The 17,692-nt window shown below is 62.1% G+C and carries 20 protein-coding genes; 15 read left to right on the top strand and 5 right to left on the bottom strand.

The genetic code is table 11. The features are described 5' to 3' along the window. Positions 1-88 precede the first annotated feature (88 nt). The 5 genes from AB4048_RS18420 (at position 89) to iolB (ending at position 6,856) form a co-directional block, all read left to right on the top strand. A complete protein-coding gene (locus AB4048_RS18420) occupies positions 89-964 on the top strand; it encodes a MurR/RpiR family transcriptional regulator (RefSeq protein ID WP_442203434.1) in 876 nt (291 codons plus the stop codon). Positions 965-1,061: 97 nt separating this feature from the next. Continuing rightward, positions 1,062-2,996, top strand: a complete 1,935-nt coding sequence (locus AB4048_RS18415) for a bifunctional 5-dehydro-2-deoxygluconokinase/5-dehydro-2-deoxyphosphogluconate aldolase (protein WP_442203433.1) — start codon at positions 1,062-1,064, stop codon at positions 2,994-2,996. Positions 2,997-3,123: 127 nt separating this feature from the next. Then, on the top strand, positions 3,124-4,977 hold the full coding sequence (gene iolD / locus AB4048_RS18410) for a 3D-(3,5/4)-trihydroxycyclohexane-1,2-dione acylhydrolase (decyclizing) (protein WP_442203432.1): 1,854 nt from the start codon (positions 3,124-3,126) through the stop codon (positions 4,975-4,977). A gap of 70 nt (positions 4,978-5,047) precedes the next feature. After that, a complete protein-coding gene (iolE, locus tag AB4048_RS18405) occupies positions 5,048-5,965 on the top strand; it encodes a myo-inosose-2 dehydratase (protein WP_442203431.1) in 918 nt (305 codons plus the stop codon). 87 nt (positions 5,966-6,052) lie between these two features. After that, positions 6,053-6,856, top strand: a complete 804-nt coding sequence (gene iolB / locus AB4048_RS18400; RefSeq protein WP_442203430.1) for a 5-deoxy-glucuronate isomerase — start codon at positions 6,053-6,055, stop codon at positions 6,854-6,856. A 39-nt stretch (positions 6,857-6,895) separates the two neighbouring features. On the opposite strand, the gene AB4048_RS18395 is transcribed toward iolB, so the two are convergent. Continuing rightward, positions 6,896-7,333 carry a glyoxalase superfamily protein gene (locus AB4048_RS18395; RefSeq protein WP_442203429.1) on the bottom strand — a complete coding sequence of 146 codons (438 nt, stop codon included), beginning with the start codon at positions 7,331-7,333 and terminating at the stop codon, positions 6,896-6,898. A 319-nt stretch (positions 7,334-7,652) separates the two neighbouring features. Between AB4048_RS18395 and AB4048_RS18390 the strand changes: the two genes are divergently transcribed. From AB4048_RS18390 to AB4048_RS18380, 3 genes are all read left to right on the top strand, one after another. Further along, entirely contained in the window at positions 7,653-7,991 is a 339-nt protein-coding gene (locus AB4048_RS18390) for a hypothetical protein (protein WP_442203454.1), read from the top strand. 141 nt (positions 7,992-8,132) lie between these two features. Then, the gene (locus AB4048_RS18385; RefSeq protein ID WP_442203428.1) at positions 8,133-8,555 is read left to right on the top strand and encodes a PilZ domain-containing protein; all 423 of its coding nucleotides are present in this window, start codon (positions 8,133-8,135) and stop codon (positions 8,553-8,555) included. Between the two features lie 110 nt (positions 8,556-8,665). After that, entirely contained in the window at positions 8,666-9,778 is a 1,113-nt protein-coding gene (locus AB4048_RS18380) for a pyridoxal phosphate-dependent aminotransferase (protein WP_442203427.1), read from the top strand. 121 nt (positions 9,779-9,899) lie between these two features. Here AB4048_RS18380 and AB4048_RS18375 read toward each other — a convergent pair whose 3' ends face one another. Further along, positions 9,900-10,160 carry a sel1 repeat family protein gene (locus tag AB4048_RS18375; protein ID WP_442203426.1) on the bottom strand — a complete coding sequence of 87 codons (261 nt, stop codon included), beginning with the start codon at positions 10,158-10,160 and terminating at the stop codon, positions 9,900-9,902. 435 nt (positions 10,161-10,595) lie between these two features. Between AB4048_RS18375 and AB4048_RS18370 the strand changes: the two genes are divergently transcribed. Then, a complete protein-coding gene (locus AB4048_RS18370; protein ID WP_442203425.1) occupies positions 10,596-10,943 on the top strand; it encodes a DUF2147 domain-containing protein in 348 nt (115 codons plus the stop codon). Between the two features lie 174 nt (positions 10,944-11,117). Next, a complete protein-coding gene (locus tag AB4048_RS18365) occupies positions 11,118-11,468 on the top strand; it encodes a DUF2147 domain-containing protein (protein WP_442203424.1) in 351 nt (116 codons plus the stop codon). A gap of 204 nt (positions 11,469-11,672) precedes the next feature. On the opposite strand, the gene AB4048_RS18360 is transcribed toward AB4048_RS18365, so the two are convergent. Further along, positions 11,673-12,371, bottom strand: a complete 699-nt coding sequence (locus AB4048_RS18360) for a glutathione S-transferase family protein (RefSeq protein ID WP_442203423.1) — start codon at positions 12,369-12,371, stop codon at positions 11,673-11,675. Between the two features lie 162 nt (positions 12,372-12,533). On the opposite strand from AB4048_RS18360, the gene AB4048_RS18355 reads away from it, so the two are divergent. Further along, complete coding sequence (locus tag AB4048_RS18355) at positions 12,534-12,707, top strand: hypothetical protein (protein ID WP_442203422.1); 174 nt, start codon at positions 12,534-12,536, stop codon at positions 12,705-12,707. Between the two features lie 99 nt (positions 12,708-12,806). After that, a complete protein-coding gene (locus tag AB4048_RS18350) occupies positions 12,807-14,312 on the top strand; it encodes an AMP nucleosidase (RefSeq protein WP_442203421.1) in 1,506 nt (501 codons plus the stop codon). A gap of 67 nt (positions 14,313-14,379) precedes the next feature. Here AB4048_RS18350 and AB4048_RS18345 read toward each other — a convergent pair whose 3' ends face one another. Continuing rightward, positions 14,380-14,592: a hypothetical protein gene (locus AB4048_RS18345; RefSeq protein ID WP_442203420.1), complete on the bottom strand. Its 213-nt coding sequence runs from the start codon at positions 14,590-14,592 to the stop codon at positions 14,380-14,382. A 154-nt stretch (positions 14,593-14,746) separates the two neighbouring features. Between AB4048_RS18345 and AB4048_RS18340 the strand changes: the two genes are divergently transcribed. The 3 genes from AB4048_RS18340 to AB4048_RS18330 are packed head-to-tail and all read left to right on the top strand — an operon-like array spanning position 14,747 to position 16,725. Further along, complete coding sequence (locus AB4048_RS18340; protein ID WP_442203419.1) at positions 14,747-15,106, top strand: YciI family protein; 360 nt, start codon at positions 14,747-14,749, stop codon at positions 15,104-15,106. Positions 15,107-15,115: 9 nt separating this feature from the next. Then, the gene (locus AB4048_RS18335; protein ID WP_442203418.1) at positions 15,116-15,475 is read left to right on the top strand and encodes a YciI family protein; all 360 of its coding nucleotides are present in this window, start codon (positions 15,116-15,118) and stop codon (positions 15,473-15,475) included. An 8-nt stretch (positions 15,476-15,483) separates the two neighbouring features. Then, entirely contained in the window at positions 15,484-16,725 is a 1,242-nt protein-coding gene (locus AB4048_RS18330) for an RNA polymerase sigma factor (protein ID WP_442203453.1), read from the top strand. Here AB4048_RS18330 and AB4048_RS18325 read toward each other — a convergent pair. Then, entirely contained in the window at positions 16,722-17,690 is a 969-nt protein-coding gene (locus tag AB4048_RS18325) for a lysylphosphatidylglycerol synthase transmembrane domain-containing protein (protein ID WP_442203417.1), read from the bottom strand. The two genes, AB4048_RS18330 and AB4048_RS18325, sit on opposite strands and share 4 nt — an antisense overlap. Positions 17,691-17,692 lie beyond the last annotated feature (2 nt).

Here is a 17,692-nt window from a genome sequence, read left to right as displayed (position 1 = left end):
AAAATATTGTTCCCGTTCCTTCCAGAATTCATTATGTTCGACGCATGGAATGTTTGTTTCACCGGCAGTTGCCGCGCGGGGTGTAGGAATGGATAACGAGGTCAAGCTGCCGACGAAGGTGCCGCGGGATTTCGAGAGCCTGCGCAGCACGATCATCGAGCGCAAGAATGCCATGCCGAAGCGGCTCGCCCAGGTCGCGGCCTTCGCGCTCACCAATCCCGACGAGATCGCGTTCGGAACGACCGCCAGCATCGCGGCGGCCTCGGAGGTGCAGCCCTCGACCCTGGTGCGGCTCGCCCATCACCTGGGCTACGAAGGCTTTTCCGATCTTCAGAGCATTTTTCGCGAGCGCCTTCGCGACCGGACGCTGTCCTACGAGGAACGTCTGGTCTCGCTGGAGCAGTCCGGCGCCGAAGACGAGGATGCCAGCATCCTCTCCGGTTTCCTGTCGGCCGCCAGCCAGTCGATCAACCGGCTCGCCGCGTCCGTGCAAACGGAGGCCTTCGCCAGATCGGTGGACATTCTCGCCGCGGCCGACACCATCTATCTGATCGCCAAGCGCCGCTCCTATCCGCTGACGGCGCACATGACCTACGCCTTCTCCAAGCTCGGCATACGCCACCAGATCGTTGCCTCGCCGAACGGCGTCGATCCCGAGTTGGTGCAGTTCGCAACGCCCAGGGACGCCGCGATCGCCGCGAGCTTTTCGCCCTATGCAGCCGAAAGCCTGACGCAGAGCCAGGAGCTGGCCGATCGCGGAGTGCCCGTGATCGCGATCACCGATTCTGCTTTTTCTCCGCTCGCCGCCTGCGCGACACACTGGTTCGAGGTGGCTGAATCCGATTTCGCCGGCTTCCGCTCGCTTTCCGCATCGATGGCGCTGATCATGGCCTTTCCCGTCGCCATCGCCGAACGGCGGCGTAAGATGACGCCGGCAAAAACCACAAAAGACAAAATGGAATAAACATTCCGAATTGACAAAATAACGGAACCAATGTTTCATTATCACTCGAAAGGCGCGGACGCTCGAATGTCCGTTGCCAACTCGACGGGAGGACATAATGGCCCAACCTAATCCCGGCTCCTCGCCGGCGCGTACACTCGACGTGATCACTATCGGCCGCTCGTCCGTCGATCTCTACGGCCAGCAGATCGGTTCGCGGCTCGAGGATATCGCCTCCTTTGCCAAGTCCGTCGGCGGCTGCCCCTCCAATATCGCCATCGGCACGGCGCGGCTCGGTCTGAAATCCGGTCTGATCACCCGCGTCGGCGACGAGCAGATGGGGCGCTTCATCCGCGAGCAGGCCGCCCGCGAGGGCGTGGCCACGCAGGGCATCGCCACCGACAAGGAGCGACTGACTGCGTTGGTGCTGCTTGCGGTCGAGGCGGAGGGCGTCTCGCCGATGATCTTCTACCGCTCGGACTGCGCCGACATGGCACTTTCGGAGGAAGACATCGATGAGGCGTTCATCCGCTCGTCGCACGCGGTTCTCGTCTCGGGCACGCATTTTTCCAAGCCGAACACCGAGGCCGCGCAGCGCAAGGCGATCCGCATCGCCAAGGAGAATGGCGGCAAGGTCATTTTCGACATCGACTACCGGCCGAACCTCTGGGGACTTGCCGGCCACGCCGAAGGTTTCGAGCGTTACGTGAAGTCCGACCGCGTCTCTTCGAAGATGAAGGAAACGCTTCCCGACTGCGATCTCATAATCGGTACCGAAGAGGAGATCATGATCGCCTCGGGCGCCGACGACCCGCTTGGCGCGCTGAAAGCGATCCGCAAGCTGTCGCCCGCGACCATCGTGCTGAAGCGCGGCGCCATGGGATGCATTGTCTATGACGGTCCGATTTCCGACGATCTCGAAGCCGGCATCGTCGGCCAGGGTTTTCCGATCGAGGTCTTCAACGTCCTCGGCGCCGGCGACGCCTTCATGTCCGGTTTCCTGCGCGGCTGGCTGAGAGGCGAGCCGCTCAAGACCTGCGCCACGTGGGCCAATGCCTGCGGCGCGTTTGCCGTCTCCCGCCTCCTCTGCTCGCCGGAATATCCGACCTGGGAAGAGCTGGATTTCTTCCTGACGACCGGCAGCAAGCACCGCGCGCTGCGCAAGGACGAAACGATCAACCACATTCATTGGGCAACGACACGCTCCGGAGAGATCCCTCTTCTCATGGCGCTTGCCATCGATCACCGGTCGCAGCTGGTCAGCGTCGCCGACGAACTCGGCGTTCCCCATGACCGCATCTCGGCGTTCAAGCGGCTGGCTGTCGAGGCGGCGGCGCGCGTCGCCGAGGGCCGGCCCGGTTACGGCATGCTGATCGACGAACGCTTCGGCCGCGATGCCTTCTTCGATGCGGCAACCAAAGGCTTCAGCTGGATCGGCCGTCCTGTCGAGCTGCCCGGCTCCAAGCCGCTGCGCTTCGAGTTCAGCCAGGACATCGGCTCGCAACTCACGGAGTGGCCGACGAACCATTGCATCAAATGCCTTTGCTTCTATCATCCTGACGATCCGGCTGAATTGAAGAGCGAGCAGCAGGAAAAGGTGAGGACGCTCTTCGAAGCAGCACGCAAGGTCGGGCGCGAGCTGCTCGTCGAGATCATCGCCAGCAAGAACGGCCCGCTGACGGACGACACGATCCCGAGGGCGCTCGAGGAGCTTTATGCGCTCGGGATAAAGCCGGACTGGTGGAAGCTGGAGCCGCAGGCCTCCAGTGCGGCTTGGCGCAAGATCGACGCCGTCATCGCAAAGAACGATCCGCTTTGCCGCGGCATCGTGTTGCTCGGACTGGAAGCTCCGGCCGAAGAGCTGCTTCGCAGCTTCGAAGCAACCCTTGCCGCGCCTTCGGTCAAGGGCTTCGCGGTGGGCCGGACGATCTTTGCCGACGCCGCGCGCGCCTGGATGGCGGGACAAATGGACGACGAAGCGGCGATCGCCGACATGGCCGGGCGCTTCCGGCAACTGACCCAGGCGTGGCTCAGAACCCACGCCGGCCACTAGCGCAATTCCCGGAAAACCTCGGCTTTCCATCCGGAATTGCTAAAAAACCAACAGACAGAGCATTTCCGTGGTTCCCGAGAAAAACGGAAGCGCTCAGATATCACAAGACTGAATTGGGAGGCGCCCGATGGGCAAGACGATCAGATTGACGATGGCGCAGGCAGTCGCGCACTTCCTCAAGAAGCAGATGACCGTGGTCGACGGCAAGCGCCTGCCGATCTTCGGCGGTGTCTGGGCGATCTTCGGCCACGGCAACGTCGCCGGCATCGGCGAGGCGCTTTACCAGGTACGCGACGAGCTTCCGACCTATCGCGCCCACAACGAGCAGGGCATGGCGCACGCCGCGATCGCCTATGCGAAGGCAAATTTCCGCCAGCGCTTCATGGCCTGCACCTCCTCGATCGGCCCTGGCGCGCTCAACATGGTGACGGCGGCCGGCGTCGCGCACGTCAACCGTATTCCCGTTCTTTTCCTGCCCGGCGACATCTTTGCCAACCGCGCACCGGATCCGGTGCTGCAGCAGATCGAGGATTTCGGCGACGGTACGGTCTCGGCCAACGACGCCTTCCGACCGGTCTCGCGCTATTTCGACCGCATCACCCGGCCGGAGCAGATCATGACCGCGCTGAAGCGGGCCATGCAGGTGCTGACGGACCCGCTTGACTGCGGTCCGGTGACCTTGGCGCTCTGCCAGGACGTGCAGGCCGAGGCCTACGACTATCCCGAGAGCTTCTTCGATGAGCACGTCTGGATGACGCGCCGTCCACGCCCGGACGCGGACGAACTGGCGAACGTCGTCGCCCTCATCCGAGCGTCCGAACGGCCCGTCATCATCGCCGGCGGCGGCGTTCTCTATTCGCGGGCAACGGCCGAACTCACAGCCTTTGCCGAATCCCACGGCGTTCCGGTCGTCGTCAGCCAGGCCGGCAAGTCGGCGATCGACGAGCGCCATCCCCTGGCGCTCGGCTCCGTCGGTGTCACCGGGACGTCCGCAGCCAACGCGATCGCCGAGGAAACGGATCTGGTCATTGCCGTCGGCACGCGCTGCCAGGATTTCACCACCGGCTCATGGGCCCTCTTCAAGAACGAAAAATTCAAGATCGTCAGCCTCAACATCGCTGCCTACGATGCGCTTAAGCACAACAGCCAGCCCCTGGTCGCGGATGCGCGCGAGGGCCTGAAGACGCTTTCGGCAGCGCTTGCCGGCTGGAAGGCTCCGGCGGCGCTCGCGGAAAAGGCGGCGAAGGAGAAGCGCGTCTGGATGGAGGCCGCGGACAAGGCGATGGCCTCGACCAATGCCGCCCTGCCCTCCGACGCCCAGGTGATCGGCGCGGTGGCGCGCACGATCGGCCGCGAGCAAACCACCACGGTGCTGTGCGCCGCCGGCGGCCTGCCCGGCGAACTGCACAAGCTCTGGCCCGCGACCGCGCCCGGCAGCTATCACATGGAATACGGATTTTCCTGCATGGGCTACGAAATCGCCGGTGGGCTCGGCGTCAAGATGGCGCATCCCGAACGCGAGGTTGTCGTCATGGTCGGCGACGGCTCCTACATGATGCTGAACTCGGAACTTGCGACCTCGGTCATGCTCGCACTGAAGCTTACCGTCGTGCTCCTCGACAACCGCGGCTACGGCTGTATCAACCGCCTGCAGATGGAAACCGGCGGGGCCAACTTCAACAATCTGCTGAAGGACTCCCGCTATGAGGTGATGCCGGAGATCGATTTCCGCGCGCATGCGGAATCGATGGGCGCGATCGCGGTCAAGGTTGCCTCGATCGCCGAGCTCGAAACGGCGATTGTCGCCTCGAAGGGCAACGACCGCACGACCGTGATCGTGATCGACACCGATCCGTTGATCACGACGGAGGCCGGCGGCCACTGGTGGGACGTCGCCGTTCCCGAGGTCAGCCCACGCGATGAGGTCAACAAGGCGCGCAAGAACTACGTCGACGCACGCGCCGCCCAACGCATCGGCTAATTGATTGTTGTCGCTCTCTTTGAAAGGTCGGTTGCCGGCCTTCCAACAATACGCCTGAGGAGAATGTTTAATGAAGGCCAAACTTGGCATGTCGCCCATCGCGTGGTGGAACGACGACCTACCTGATCTCAGCGAGGATGTGTCCCTCGAGGAGTGCCTGCGGCAGTCGCGCAGTGCGGGCTTCACCGGCATGGAAAAGGGCCGCCGTTTTCCCGAGGATCCAAAGGTGATGCTGCCCATTCTGCGCGCCGCCGATGTGACGCTGTGCGGCGGCTGGTTCTCGGGCACGCTCGTCGACGAGGACCTTGCCGCAAACAAGGACCGCATCGCCCCGATGATCGAACTCTTCAAGGCGGTCGATGCGCCCTGCATCGTCTATGGCGAGGTGGGCCGCTCCATCCAGGGCGACCGCTCCAAGCCGCTTGCGACCAAGCCGAAGCTCTCCGATGAGGAGATGAAGAGCTATGCGCGCCGGGTCACCGAATTTGGGGAATGGTGCGCCGAGCACGGAATGCCGCTCTCCTATCACCATCACATGGCCGCCGTGGTCGAAACCGAGCCGGAACTCGACGCCTTCATGCGCTATTCGGGCGCCGGCATTCCGCTTCTGCTCGACGCCGGGCATTTGGCTTTTGCCGGCGGTGACGTTTTGCGCGCCATCGACAACCACCACGCCCGCATCAATCATGTTCACGTCAAGGACATCCGCAAGCCTGTGGTGGATGGGCTGGATCGCAGCCGGCAGTCCTTCCTGGACGCGGTAGCGCTTGGTGCCTTCACGGTTCCGGGTGATGGCTCGCTCGATTTCGGTGCGATTGTCCAACGGCTGGCCGATCACGGCTATGAGGGCTGGTTCGTCGTCGAGGCAGAACAGGATCCACGCAAGGCGCCGCCTCAGAAAATGGCCGAAATCGGCCATGCCGAATTGATGCGCGTCATGTCGGCCGCCGGCTACACCGTGGAAACGGAGGGCTTTCCCAAGGGGTAGCGTGTGTTTACCCGGCCGGCGTAGCGGCAACGGCGACCGCCTATCCGGTCTATCGTTTTTCGTGGATTTCCCAAAGGAGACCGCACAATGAGCAAGTCCCCTCTTCACCTGCGCCCGAGCGGAACGGCGGGCAAGGTTCATAGCGTCACACCGCAAAGCGCCGGCTGGACCTATGTAGGCTTCGATATGTATCGCCTGAGCCCGGGCGAAAAGGCATCGGGCGAAACCAACGACCGCGAGGTCTGCCTCGTCTGGGTCAGTGGCAAGGGCGGCGCGCAGGCTGGCGGCAAGGATTTCGGGCTGATCGGCGAGCGCATGAACCCGTTCGAAGGGCCGCCGCATGCTCTTTATATACCCGCCGGCTCGAGCTGGTCGGTGACGGCGGAGACGGATCTGGAGCTCGCCGTCTGCTCGGCACCCGGCGGCGGTGCCCACGAAGCGCGGGCGATCCCGCCCGGCACGCACCCGGCGCTGACGCGGGGCAAGGGCACGAACGTCCGCTACGTCAACAACATCATGCCGGAAGACGACGGCGCCGCCCACTCGCTGCTGGTCGTTGAGGTCATCACCCCCGGCGGACACACCTCCTCCTATCCGCCACACAAGCACGACCAGGACAACCTGCCGAACGAAAGCTTCCTCGAAGAGACCTACTATCACCGCCTCAACCCGCCGCAGGGTTTCGGCTTCCAGCGGGTCTATACGGACGACCGCTCGCTCGACGAGGTGATGGCGGTGGAAGACGGCGACGTGACGATGGTGCCCAAGGGCTATCACCCGTGCGCGGCCTGCCACGGCTACGATCTCTATTATCTCAACGTCATGGCCGGCCCGAAGCGCGTCTGGAAATTTCACAACGCGCCGGAGCATGAGTGGCTGATGAAAGCGTGAAAAGATACCGCGTCGCATGACGCGGTATCCTGCTCGGCATCAATGTTCCAGCACGAGATGCGGCTGGCCGTTCGACGTCTTTCGCGGCGAAACGCCGTTGGCGTCGATTTGCGCGGTGATGCGGCTTCGATAGGCGGAGAAGCTGTCGAACGTGACGACGTCGACGGGCTCGTTGAAGTGGATCGAGATCTTGTAGGCGTCGCCGCCGGGAAGTGTCGCGAGCGACAACACCCTGCCCTCGAAGCTTTGACCGAGATAGCGGCCGCGCACCCGTTCACCGACCGCGAAAAACGGTGGCTTCGGCTGATCGCGAGGGGCGCGCGCTGAAAGCGTATTCCAATCCCGCGCGCCGTGCTGTTGCGCCACGAGTTCGAGGGCCGCGCCGTGCGTGACGGCCGCTCCGCGCTCGGTCATGGCCTGGCGCAGGCGCTTGGCCTGCAGTTTCAATTCGTCGATGGTCGGTAGCGACCGTGTCATGAGAAAGCCTTTCACAAAGGCATGCATCTAGGACTTCAAAAGGGGGCTCGCATTGCCTGCAGTCAGCATGCACTGAGTGTGGCTTTTTTCATGGACGTGAGGACTTCACCGAAAGCTTTCGCTTTGCGAGCGGCAGGCGCCTCGACCGATCGCGGTATGGACGACGGATCGGCCAAAGTCAAGAAACGAGCCTGTTTGGCGCCGGAGTCCGATGCCTATCGGTACGCTGCAGCCTTTGGCGATTTCAATTCAGCATTCGTCAACGTTCCCACCTTATCCTGAAACGACAAGAACGATGGAGGGTCCAATGCCCTTTCAGATGCATTCAGACACCCAGCATCCCGCACCCGAACGCGCGCTGGAGGAATTTGTCGTCGATCGCCCCGGAAATATCATTTCCATCGGGCATCATCTTACGACGACGTTGCAGGTGCGCTGCGTCGTGCGCACGATTTCGCTGTCAGGCGCCGTCCTCGAAGTGAACAAGGGCCTCGATATTCCGCAGAACTTCTTCCTGGAGATTCTCGGCATTCACGACGAGATCGGCTGCACACTCCTCAAACGTAACGGCACCGTGGTGACGGTCTGCTTCAACATGCTGATCAGCCCGGATTTCCTGCACCACGTGCAACGCCTGAACTTCGAGGAAAGCACCTGATGCGATGCCTCGCTCGAATGGCACCCTAAAGACAGAACTAGCTAAAATTTAACCATTCTCGTTGAGTAAAGCGCAAAGTGTTCGTGCCAGCCTTCGAAGTGGCCCCGAGATCTTCGATCCGGATAGAGCCGGAGGAATAGAATGCTGCAGGCAACCCACCTTGCGCGAGTTAAATCCGAGGTCTACGAGCGGCAGTGGGAGCGGTTCTTCGTTCAACGGCCCGCCCGTCTCATCGCCGTCAATCCCTGCCTTACGGGCATGTCCATGCGCAGCGCCGAAATCATCGACATTTCGCAAGGCGGCGCCAGCTTCATCGTGGCGACGGCGATCGGCCTGCCGCTCCATTACTACCTCAACATTCTCGGCCTCGCCTATCGCATCGGCTGCGCCGAAGTTTACCGCAACGGCAACCGCATCGGCGTCCGCTTCATCAATATTGTCGAACTGGAAACGCTGCGCAGGGTCGTTCGCGCCGATTTCATGACCGGCAACAAGGAAGCCATGGCCGCGCGCGGCATCAAGAGCAACGAACCGCAGCGGCTGGAGATCAAGGCGCGCCGCTAGCGCCCGATCGTCGACATACCGTACCGAGTTGCCCCTTCGGGGCCTTGCACCGCTCGTCCAGGCGCCTATTCTCTTTGCCCGTGCCATTGAAAACGGGAAATCCATCCAGCATGTCCGCCTTCTCGCGCTTCACGCCGCTGATCGGCAACCTCCCCTCCACCGTTCCCTTCGTCGGGCCTGAAGCCCTCGAGCGTCAGCGCGGCTTGCCGGTCTTGGCCCGCATCGGCGCAAACGAGAACGGCTTCGGGCCTGCGCCATCCGTCCTTGCGGCCATGCGCGAAGAGGCCGGCGATATCTGGAAATACAACGATCCGGAGAACTTTGCCCTCAAGCAGGCGCTTGCCGCGCATCTCGGGGTGAAAGCCGACAATATCGCGGTCGGTGAAGGCATCGACAGCCTCCTCGGCCTCATCGTCCGGATGGTCATCGAGCCCGGCATGCCCGTCGTAACCTCGTTCGGCGCCTACCCGACCTTCAACTTCCATGTGGTCGGTTTCGGCGGCAGGCTGGTGACGGTCCCCTACGCCAACGACCGCGAGGATCTCGATAGGCTGATGGACGCGGTAAGGCGTGAAAGTCCGCCGCTGGTCTATTTCGCCAATCCCGACAATCCGATGGGCAGCTGGTGGGACGCCGGCAGTATCGTTGCCTTCGCGCGCGCCCTGCCGGAGACCACGTTGATGATCCTCGACGAGGCCTATTGCGAAACCGGGCCGGCGGGTTCCACTCCGGCGATCGCCGACCTGATCGACCGGCCGAACGTGCTTAGAACCCGTACCTTCTCCAAGGCCTACGGGCTCGCCGGCGCGCGCGTCGGCCATGCGATCGGAACGCCTGAGACAGTTCAGGCTTTCGACAAGATCCGCAACCACTTCGGCATGAACCGCCTTGCAACCGTCGCGGCGCTCGCCGCGCTCAGGGACCAGGCGTATTTGAGGGACGTGATCGGCAACATTCACGCCGCCCGCGATCGCATTGCCACTATTGCCCACGAGAATGGCCTCGCACCGCTTGCCTCCGCCACCAATTTCGTGGCGATCGACTGCGGCCGCGACGGGACCTATGCGCGCGCGATCGTCGATGGCCTGCTTGAGCACGGGGTGTTCATCCGCATGCCCGGCGTTCCGCCGCTGAACCGCTGCGTACGCGTAAGCGTCGGGCCGCAAGCGGATCTCGATCGTTTCGCCGAAGCGCTTCCGGCTGTCATCAAGACGCTTGGCTGATGCTTCGATGAACTGTTCTGCCCGGACATGAAAAGACCGCGACGGGTTCTCGCCTGTCGCGATTCTTTGCATTCGACTCCGTCCCCATGAGGCCGAAGCCGCTATTCAGATCGGCACCGCTTCAGTGCATCGTCATCCATTCGCGAGCTGCGCGAAGGGCGGCCGCGAGTTCCATTTTGCTGAGCGAGGCGGCGACGTCGGCCCTGAGCTCCGCGGCGCGATCGCAGCCCCTGATGGCGGCGATGTTGAGCCACTTGTGCGCAGCGACAAGGTCGACCTGACAACCGCGGCCGGTTGCATACATCAGGCCCATCTCGCAGTAGGTATCGGCATTGCCAGCCATCGTGGCCATTTCAGAATTTGCGATTTCGAAGCGTGCCATCGGTTTTGTCCCTGTTTCAGCGTGTATGCTATCCCTGTTTTCCGTCGGGGGCCTGGCCGTCTATTGCGGCTCTTGGGCCCCTTCCGGGTGGCGGGTTTGCCCCGCTCGTCTGATGGCTTCACTATCTCAGACGGCTTTCAAAAAGCGCTTAAAATGCTTGATTAATTCGATGCAAACAAAGTGCAAACGCTTGGTAAACTTGGGATTCTGTTAAACATCGCTTGCCTTGCAGATTAAGGACTTTTCGAGGAATTTTACGAATGATTAAGTTTTCGATTTCAACCCTTTGTTCACCGTGAAAACGGAACAGCCCTGGGTGAGATCATCAAAACGCTCCATCGAAAGACCATAAATCCGGTTCTTCTCGGAGAATGGTGAGGTATCGGCGCCAAGCCTTGCGCAGCAAAATCGCCGCCAAAGCCAGGGGGATAGTGGATGATACGCACAGCCATTCTCATCGCCGCCGTTGCAGCCGCGCTGTCCATGGCAGGTGTTGCGCAGGCCGAAGACATGATCGTCGGCAACTGGAAGACGCTCGAGGGAGACACCGCCGTCGTCGACCACTGCGGCAAGGGCTTCTGCGCCACGCTGAAAACCGGAAAGTTCGCGGGGCACCAGATTGGCCAGTTTACCGGCGGCAACGGCAGCTACGTCGGCAAACTGACCGACCCCGTCACGAACAGGATCTATGACGGATCAGGGACGGTATCGGGCAACGCGCTGCAACTGAAGGGCTGCGCCATGAAAGCCTTCTGCAAATCGCAGATCTGGACGCGCCTATAGGTACAACGACTGGAAAAGCGCGAAGCCGTTTTTCAGTCCGCAATTGCCTAAAGACAAACAACTCGCTCCAACGTTTTCTTGCGACTTCATGATTTACCTTTACGTTCGCGTAAGCTAGATTTCCTGCCGACTCCGCGGTGGGAGACCGTGGAGGATTGCAGAACGGGAGGGTATATGATCCGCAGTATTATGTTGGCCGGCGTCGTCGGCTGCGTCTTTGCACTTGGAACGGGTTTTGCGCGGGCCGAAGAGCCGATCGTCGGCACCTGGAAGACAGCCAAGGGTGAAACGGCCGAAATCGGCCTCTGCGGCAGCGCCTACTGCGTGACGCTGAAAAGCGGCAAATTCACCGGCCGCCAGATCGGCAAGATGAGCGGCACCGGCGGCAGCTACACGGGCGAACTGACCGACCCGGAAGCGGACAAGACCTATAGCGGTTCAGGCAGCGTATCGGGCGACGCGTTGAAGCTGCAGGGCTGCGTGCTCAAAATTCTCTGCAAATCCCAGACCTGGACGCGGCTCTAGCTTATTCTGCGCAGCTCCAGACGAAAAACCACGCCCCTCACTCGGCGTCATCCTCGGCCTTGTGCCGGGGATCTGCTGCGTCTCAATAAAATCAAACGGTGCGGATGCTCGGGACGAGCCAGAGCATGACGAAGGAAGAGCAGTCGCAGTTTTGTCCGCGCCATGACCCGGCTCTCCGCCGGTGTTCGACGCGCCGCTTCCGCGTCAGCGGGCGCGTTGATTGAAGAGGATCTTCTGGGCTTCCTTGTCGGTCGCGAGATTGCTGTTCGCCCGCTCTTCCTTGCCCACCTCCATGGCCCTCAAGACCGCTGGGCGCGCCATGAGCGTTTCGAACCAGCGCTTGAGATTGGGGAAGTCGTTGAGGTCTTGCCCCTGGCGCTCGTGGGACACGACCCAGCCCAGGCTCGCCATGTCGGCGATCGAATAGTCACCGGCGAGGAACGGCCGATCGGCAAGACGCGTGTTCATGACGCCATAGAGCCGATTGACCTCGTTCGTGTAGCGGTTGATGCCGTATTCGACCTTCTCCGGCGCATAGTTGCGGAAATGGTTGGCTTGCCCCGCCATCGGGCCTAGACCGCCGACTTGCCAGTACAGCCATTCCTCGACGGCGACGCGCGTGCGTTCATCGGCCGGATAGAACTTGCCGAACTTCCGCCCGAGATATTGCAGGATGGCGCCTGACTCGAAAACGGAAATCGGCTGGCCGCCCGGCCCCTCGGGATCGATGATCGCAGGCATGCGGTTGTTCGGGGCAATCTTCAGAAAGTCCGGTGCGAACTGATCGCCCCTGCCGATATTGACGAATTTCACCTCGTAGGGAACGCCGAGTTCCTCGAGCATGATGGTGATCTTCCAGCCGTTCGGGGTCGGCCAGTAGTAAAGTTCGATTGCTGCCGTCATCAAAAATAGCTCCTCTTTAACCATCGAAACATCCAATACGCCGCCAACCCGCCGGTCCTGAAACCTGAACGCCGGATGAACCCGGCTCTCAGCACCCGTTCAGCCTGCTCGTGGCAAAACTGCGATCACGATAGGGCACGATCAAGTGCAGGGATCAAGAACATGTTCAACATCATGGCGCGACGCTTCACCATCATTACGCTGTCCGCGGCCGTCTTCGCGATCACATTTTCGGCAGCCGTCCAGTACAACGGCGGAAGCGGCGCGCAGTCGCATTTCGGCGCGAGCTTTACGTGCCTGCAGTCGAGCGGAGCGACGTGTTCCGTCGTTCGATAAACGCGGGCACGCCTAGCGCGGGCGAAGCGCCCGCTGAAATTCTCTCTTTATCCTTTGCCGCGTCGTTTGCTTGTTAAAAACTACACCCTATAATGCCCCATGAGCACACGAATCCCTTCCCTGCCGCCTCTCGACATTGCGTCCCCTCCGCCCTTCCAGCCGCAAAGCTTCGATGATCCGGCACTCGCCGTCGAGGCGCTGACGGCGCTTTACGAGCGCAACACGGCGTTTCTCATCGATCATTTCGCGGAGCTCGCCAAGGGCGCGCCGATCAAGTCGCGCTACCGTGCCTTTTATCCGCAGGTCAGCATCGAGACGACCAGTTTCGGCCACGTGGACTCGCGTCTCTCCTATGGGCATGTCACGGCGCCTGGCGTCTATACGACGACCATTACCCGGCCGCAGCTCTTCAAATACTATCTCAATCAGCAGCTGGCGCTGCTGCGCAGCAGCCACAACGTTCCGATCGTGGTGTCGGAATCATCCACGCCGATCCCGCTGCATTTCGCGTTTGGCGAAGGTGCCCATGTGGAAGCGTCCGCCAACGCCTTCGTCGACGTGCCACTGCGCGATATCTTCGATACGCCGGACCTCAACACGACCGACGACGAGATCGCCAACGGCGAATATATCCCGCCGCCGGGCCAGCCCTCGCCGCTCGCCGCCTTCACCGCGCAGCGCATCGACTATTCGCTCGCCCGCCTTGCGCACTACACCGCGACCAGCGCCAATCATTTCCAGAATTTCGTGCTGTTCACGAACTACCAGTTCTATATCGACGAGTTCTGCACCTGGGCCCGCGACGTTATGGCCAAGGGCGGCGGCGACGGCTACACCGCCTTCGTCGAGCCGGGAAATATCGTGACGCTTGCCGGATCGAGCCAGCCGGAAGGCAACAGCGGCGCCGTGCGCCTGCCGCAAATGCCGGCCTACCATCTGAAGAAGAAGGGGCATGCCGGCATCACGATGGTCAACATCGGCGTCGGCCCGTCCAACGCCAAGACCATCACCGACCACGTCGCGGTGCTGCGACCGCACGCGTGGCTGATGCTCGGCCACTGCGCCGGCTTGCGCAACAGCCAGCGGCTCGGCGACTATGTGCTCGCCCATGCCTATATGCGCGAGGACCACGTTCTCGACGACGACCTTCCCGTCTGGGTGCCGATCCCGGCCCTGGCCGAAGTGCAGGTGGCGCTCGAGGCAGCCGTTGCCGAGATCACCGGCTACGAAGGCTTCGAGCTGAAGCGCATCATGCGCACCGGCACCGTTGGCACCATCGACAACCGCAACTGGGAACTGCGCGACCAGGCAGGACCCGTCAAGCGCCTCAGCCAGGCGCGCGCGATTGCCCTCGACATGGAATCGGCCACCATTGCCGCCAATGGCTTCCGCTTCCGCGTACCCTACGGAACGCTGCTCTGCGTTTCCGACAAGCCGTTGCATGGCGAGCTGAAATTGCCGGGCATGGCGACCGCGTTCTACCGTACGCAGGTGAACCAGCACCTGCAGATCGGTATCCGCGCCATCCAGAAGCTTGCGTCCATGCCGCCTGAAGCACTGCATTCCCGCAAGCTCAGAAGCTTCTTCGAAACCGCCTTCCAGTAGCCGGTTTCCAGAGCAACTCCAGGAAAAGTGTAGCGCGGTTTTCCGTCAGGAATTGCGCAAAAGCTGACTAACGCGTGGCGATCGTCGTTGCCGCGCGATCCGTGATCGATGGCGTGCCGACCGATGCCACGTCAAGCGCGACGACCATGACCGCGAAGGCCGCAAGCGCCATGGCTGTCCGCAGCAACGCCCTCATGACATAGGCATCGTCGCGTTCCATCCGGCCGATTTCTTCAGCGTTGCCGATCAGGCTCGCAAGCACGCTTTCGAGAACACCCATCGCTCCGTCTCCTTCATCGACGTTGATGGAGCGTTGTCGAGCGCGCTTGTGAAAATTCGACAGAAAGCTCGCCAAAAAGACTTTTCCTCCGGTGTCGAAATACGCTTAGGCTGATCGTCCAAGAGCTGTCGAAAGTGAAACGAGGGAGATCGGTGTGAAATATCTTTGTCAGGTGTGGTTCGACAGCGCCCTGTTGGAAGCGATGTCGCCGGAGGAAAAGGCAAGCCTCGACCGCGATTCATTCGCCTACGATCAGGATCTTGTCGCAAGCGGCCACATGATCCACGCGGAAGCCCTGCAGTCGCCGCGTTCGGCGGTGAAGGTCACGGTTCGCAGCGGCGAGACATCGGTGACCGATGGCCCCTTTGCCGAAACCAAGGAACAACTCGGCGGCTTCATACTGATCGACGCCAAGGATCTGAACGACGCGATCCGCGTTGCCGCGGGCATTCCGCTTGCCAGGCTCGGGACGATCGAGGTCAGGCCGATCTATTCCTTCCGCGACGACGTGTGAGGGGCGGCGATGAAATATCTTTGCCAAGTCTGGTTCGAAACCGCCAGGATCCGCGCCATTTCGAAGGAAGAGGGAGAGACGCTGACAAGAGAGTCGATCGCCAATGACGACCGGCTGCGCGACAGCGGACATCTCGTCGTCGCGCTCGCTTTGCGTGAGCCCGAAAACGCGGTGACGGTGCGGGTGCGCAGTGGCGACGTCTCGGCAACCGACGGTCCCTTCGCCGAACTCAAGGAGCATCTCGGCGGTTTCGTCGTGATCGAGGCGGAGGATATGCGGGAAGCAACCGCGATCGCCGCTACTTTTCCGGTGGCAAAATACGGTTCGATCGAGGTGCGCCCGGCCTACTCGATCAAGGAGGAGTGCTGAGGTTCGTCGTGGAGAAGGTGATCGAGGAGATCTATCGGGCGCAGTCGCGAAAGGTGCTGGCGACGCTCATCCGCCTGCTCGGCGATTTCGACAGGGCGGAGGAAGCGCTGCACGACGCCTTTGCGGCCGCCGCCCGCGCGTGGCCGGACGCTGGCGTGCCGGACAATCCCTTCGCCTGGCTCGTCTCCGCGGGGCGCTTTCGCGCCATCGACCAGATCCGGCGACGGGCACGCTTCGACGCCGGCGCCGATGAAATCCAGCGCACTCTCTATCCTGAGGCCGAAATGCTGGAGCTATCCGCGATGGAGCCGATAGAAGACAACATGCTGCGGCTGATCTTCACCTGCTGTCACCCGGCGCTGCCGGCAGATGCGCAGGCGGCGCTGGCACTCCGGGAAGTCTGTGGATTGACGACCGAGGAGATTGCGCATGCATTTCTCGTGCCGGCGCCGACGGTCGCGCAGCGGATCGTACGGGCGAAGAACCGCATCAAGGCGCTGAAACTTCCTTATGAGGTCCCGGAGCCGGCCGAACTGCCGCACCGACTGGAGCGGGTGCTCACGGTCGTCTACCTCGTTTTCAACGAGGGCTATTCCGCCTCCAGGGGCGACGCTGTCGTCAGGTCCGATCTTGCCGGCGAGGCAATCCGCCTTTGCCGCCTTTTGGCCGGCCTGCTCCCGGATGGAGAAGTGAAGGGGCTGCTGGCGCTGATGCTGTTGCAGCATTCAAGGCGCAATGCGCGCAGCGACCCCTCCGGCGAGCTGGTGCTCCTTCCCGATCAAAACCGTTCTTTATGGGATAGGGCGATGATCGCGGAGGGACTGGCGCTCGTCGACGCGGAAAAACCAGGATCTTCGGCCGGCGTCTACGTTCTGCAGGCGGCGATCGCCGCCGAGCACGCGCGGGTCGAAACGGCGCCCGAGACAAACTGGCGGCGGGTCGCCGGGCTCTACGAGCTGCTCCTTGCCGATCATCCCTCGCCGGTGATCGAGCTCAATCGCGCCGTGGCGATCTCGATGTGCGATGGCCCCGCCAGCGGTCTGAAGATCGCCGATGCGATCATCGAAAGGGGAGATCTCGCCGAATATCATCTGGCGCACGCCGCCCGCGCCGACTTTCTGCGGCAGCTGGGCAGGACCGAGGAGGCAAGGCGCGCCTATGAAAAGGCTTTGACGCACTGCCGCCAGGCGCCGGAACAAACATTCCTGCGCCGGCGTATCGCCGAGCTTGATGGGGGTGATGGGCCCTAGCGGTCTGCCGGACGCGCGCGTCCGACCAGCAGCGCCAGTGCCGTGCCCGTCAGGGCCGAAACGATGATCAGCAGATGCGCGTTGATGCTTGCCTGCGCGAGAAGATCGAGCGCTGCCTTGTCGCGTCCGCCGCCGAAAGCGACCGCGCCTGCCGTGATCCCCGCGGGATAGGTGCCGACGCCGCCGGGTGCATGGACCGGAAGGACGGAGGAAAGCTCGCCGCCGAGCGCGCCGCCGAAGCTCGCGGCAAGCGGCGTCACCTGCATCAGCCTGAGCGCCCAGGCAAGCACCAGCACCTTGACGAGCCAGTTCACGATCGTCGTCATCCATGCCCGGCCAAAGGCTTTGGCATCGCGCGGAAGCCCGCGCTCGATCTCATGAACCAGAGACTGCGCCTTGGCCGGCAAGGATTTGGCGGCAAACCGGAGGAGCGGACGGCGCATGGCGAAGCCTAAGACCGGCGCCAGCAAGAAAAGCAGCCAGACGATCACGCCCCAAATCGGCCAGGAGGATCCGGCAACAAGCCCGATACCACCGGCACTCATCAATGCATGCAGGTCGAGAAGCCGCATGACCAGCAGCGCCGAGGTTCCGCGTGCGAGCGGAATGCCAAATTCGGTGCGCATCAGCAATGGAAAACTGGTTTCGCCGGTGCGGAACGGCAGCATGATATTGAGGAGATTGTGGATCTGCGTCACGCGAAAGAGCGCCAGATAGCGTCCGGCCGTCTCGCGCGGAAAATAGTCGTAGATACGCCAGGTTCTGAGGAAATAGGTGCTGGTCAGCAGGACCAGTGCGGTCAAGATCTGCAGCACGCCGATCGTTGCCCATTGCGCCAGTATCGACTGCCAACCCCAGAACCATTCGATGAAGGCCGCATAGGCCGCGACCACCGCGAAGGTCAGAAGCGTCATGCGGTTGCGCATAAACCAGGATTGTCGGCTGGCAACCGGAGTTGGCTTCATGT

The sequence above is a fragment of the Rhizobium sp. RAF56 genome, assembly GCF_052113965.1.
Taxonomy (GTDB): Bacteria; Pseudomonadota; Alphaproteobacteria; order Rhizobiales; family Rhizobiaceae; genus Rhizobium.
The sequence above is the reverse complement of the archived record's forward strand: the minus strand, read 5'-3'. Positions and strand labels throughout refer to the sequence as shown.

Excerpts from the sequence above, each read along its gene's own strand:
- AB4048_RS18350 (WP_442203421.1), top strand. The coding sequence starts at position 12,807 with ATGAGCACACGAATCCCTTCCCTGCCGCCTCTCGACATTGCGTCCCCT.
- AB4048_RS18375 (WP_442203426.1), bottom strand. The coding sequence starts at position 10,160 with ATGGCACGCTTCGAAATCGCAAATTCTGAAATGGCCACGATGGCTGGC.
- AB4048_RS18355 (WP_442203422.1), top strand. The coding sequence starts at position 12,534 with ATGTTCAACATCATGGCGCGACGCTTCACCATCATTACGCTGTCCGCG.
- AB4048_RS18390 (WP_442203454.1), top strand. The coding sequence starts at position 7,653 with ATGCATTCAGACACCCAGCATCCCGCACCCGAACGCGCGCTGGAGGAA.
- AB4048_RS18370 (WP_442203425.1), top strand. The coding sequence starts at position 10,596 with ATGATACGCACAGCCATTCTCATCGCCGCCGTTGCAGCCGCGCTGTCC.
- AB4048_RS18395 (WP_442203429.1), bottom strand. The coding sequence starts at position 7,333 with ATGACACGGTCGCTACCGACCATCGACGAATTGAAACTGCAGGCCAAG.
- AB4048_RS18345 (WP_442203420.1), bottom strand. The coding sequence starts at position 14,592 with ATGGGTGTTCTCGAAAGCGTGCTTGCGAGCCTGATCGGCAACGCTGAA.
- AB4048_RS18380 (WP_442203427.1), top strand. The coding sequence starts at position 8,666 with ATGTCCGCCTTCTCGCGCTTCACGCCGCTGATCGGCAACCTCCCCTCC.
- AB4048_RS18415 (WP_442203433.1), top strand. The coding sequence starts at position 1,062 with ATGGCCCAACCTAATCCCGGCTCCTCGCCGGCGCGTACACTCGACGTG.
- iolB (WP_442203430.1), top strand. The coding sequence starts at position 6,053 with ATGAGCAAGTCCCCTCTTCACCTGCGCCCGAGCGGAACGGCGGGCAAG.
- AB4048_RS18385 (WP_442203428.1), top strand. The coding sequence starts at position 8,133 with ATGCTGCAGGCAACCCACCTTGCGCGAGTTAAATCCGAGGTCTACGAG.
- AB4048_RS18360 (WP_442203423.1), bottom strand. The coding sequence starts at position 12,371 with ATGACGGCAGCAATCGAACTTTACTACTGGCCGACCCCGAACGGCTGG.
- AB4048_RS18420 (WP_442203434.1), top strand. The coding sequence starts at position 89 with ATGGATAACGAGGTCAAGCTGCCGACGAAGGTGCCGCGGGATTTCGAG.
- iolE (WP_442203431.1), top strand. The coding sequence starts at position 5,048 with ATGAAGGCCAAACTTGGCATGTCGCCCATCGCGTGGTGGAACGACGAC.
- iolD (WP_442203432.1), top strand. The coding sequence starts at position 3,124 with ATGGGCAAGACGATCAGATTGACGATGGCGCAGGCAGTCGCGCACTTC.
- AB4048_RS18365 (WP_442203424.1), top strand. The coding sequence starts at position 11,118 with ATGATCCGCAGTATTATGTTGGCCGGCGTCGTCGGCTGCGTCTTTGCA.
- AB4048_RS18325 (WP_442203417.1), bottom strand. The coding sequence starts at position 17,690 with ATGAAGCCAACTCCGGTTGCCAGCCGACAATCCTGGTTTATGCGCAAC.
- AB4048_RS18335 (WP_442203418.1), top strand. The coding sequence starts at position 15,116 with ATGAAATATCTTTGCCAAGTCTGGTTCGAAACCGCCAGGATCCGCGCC.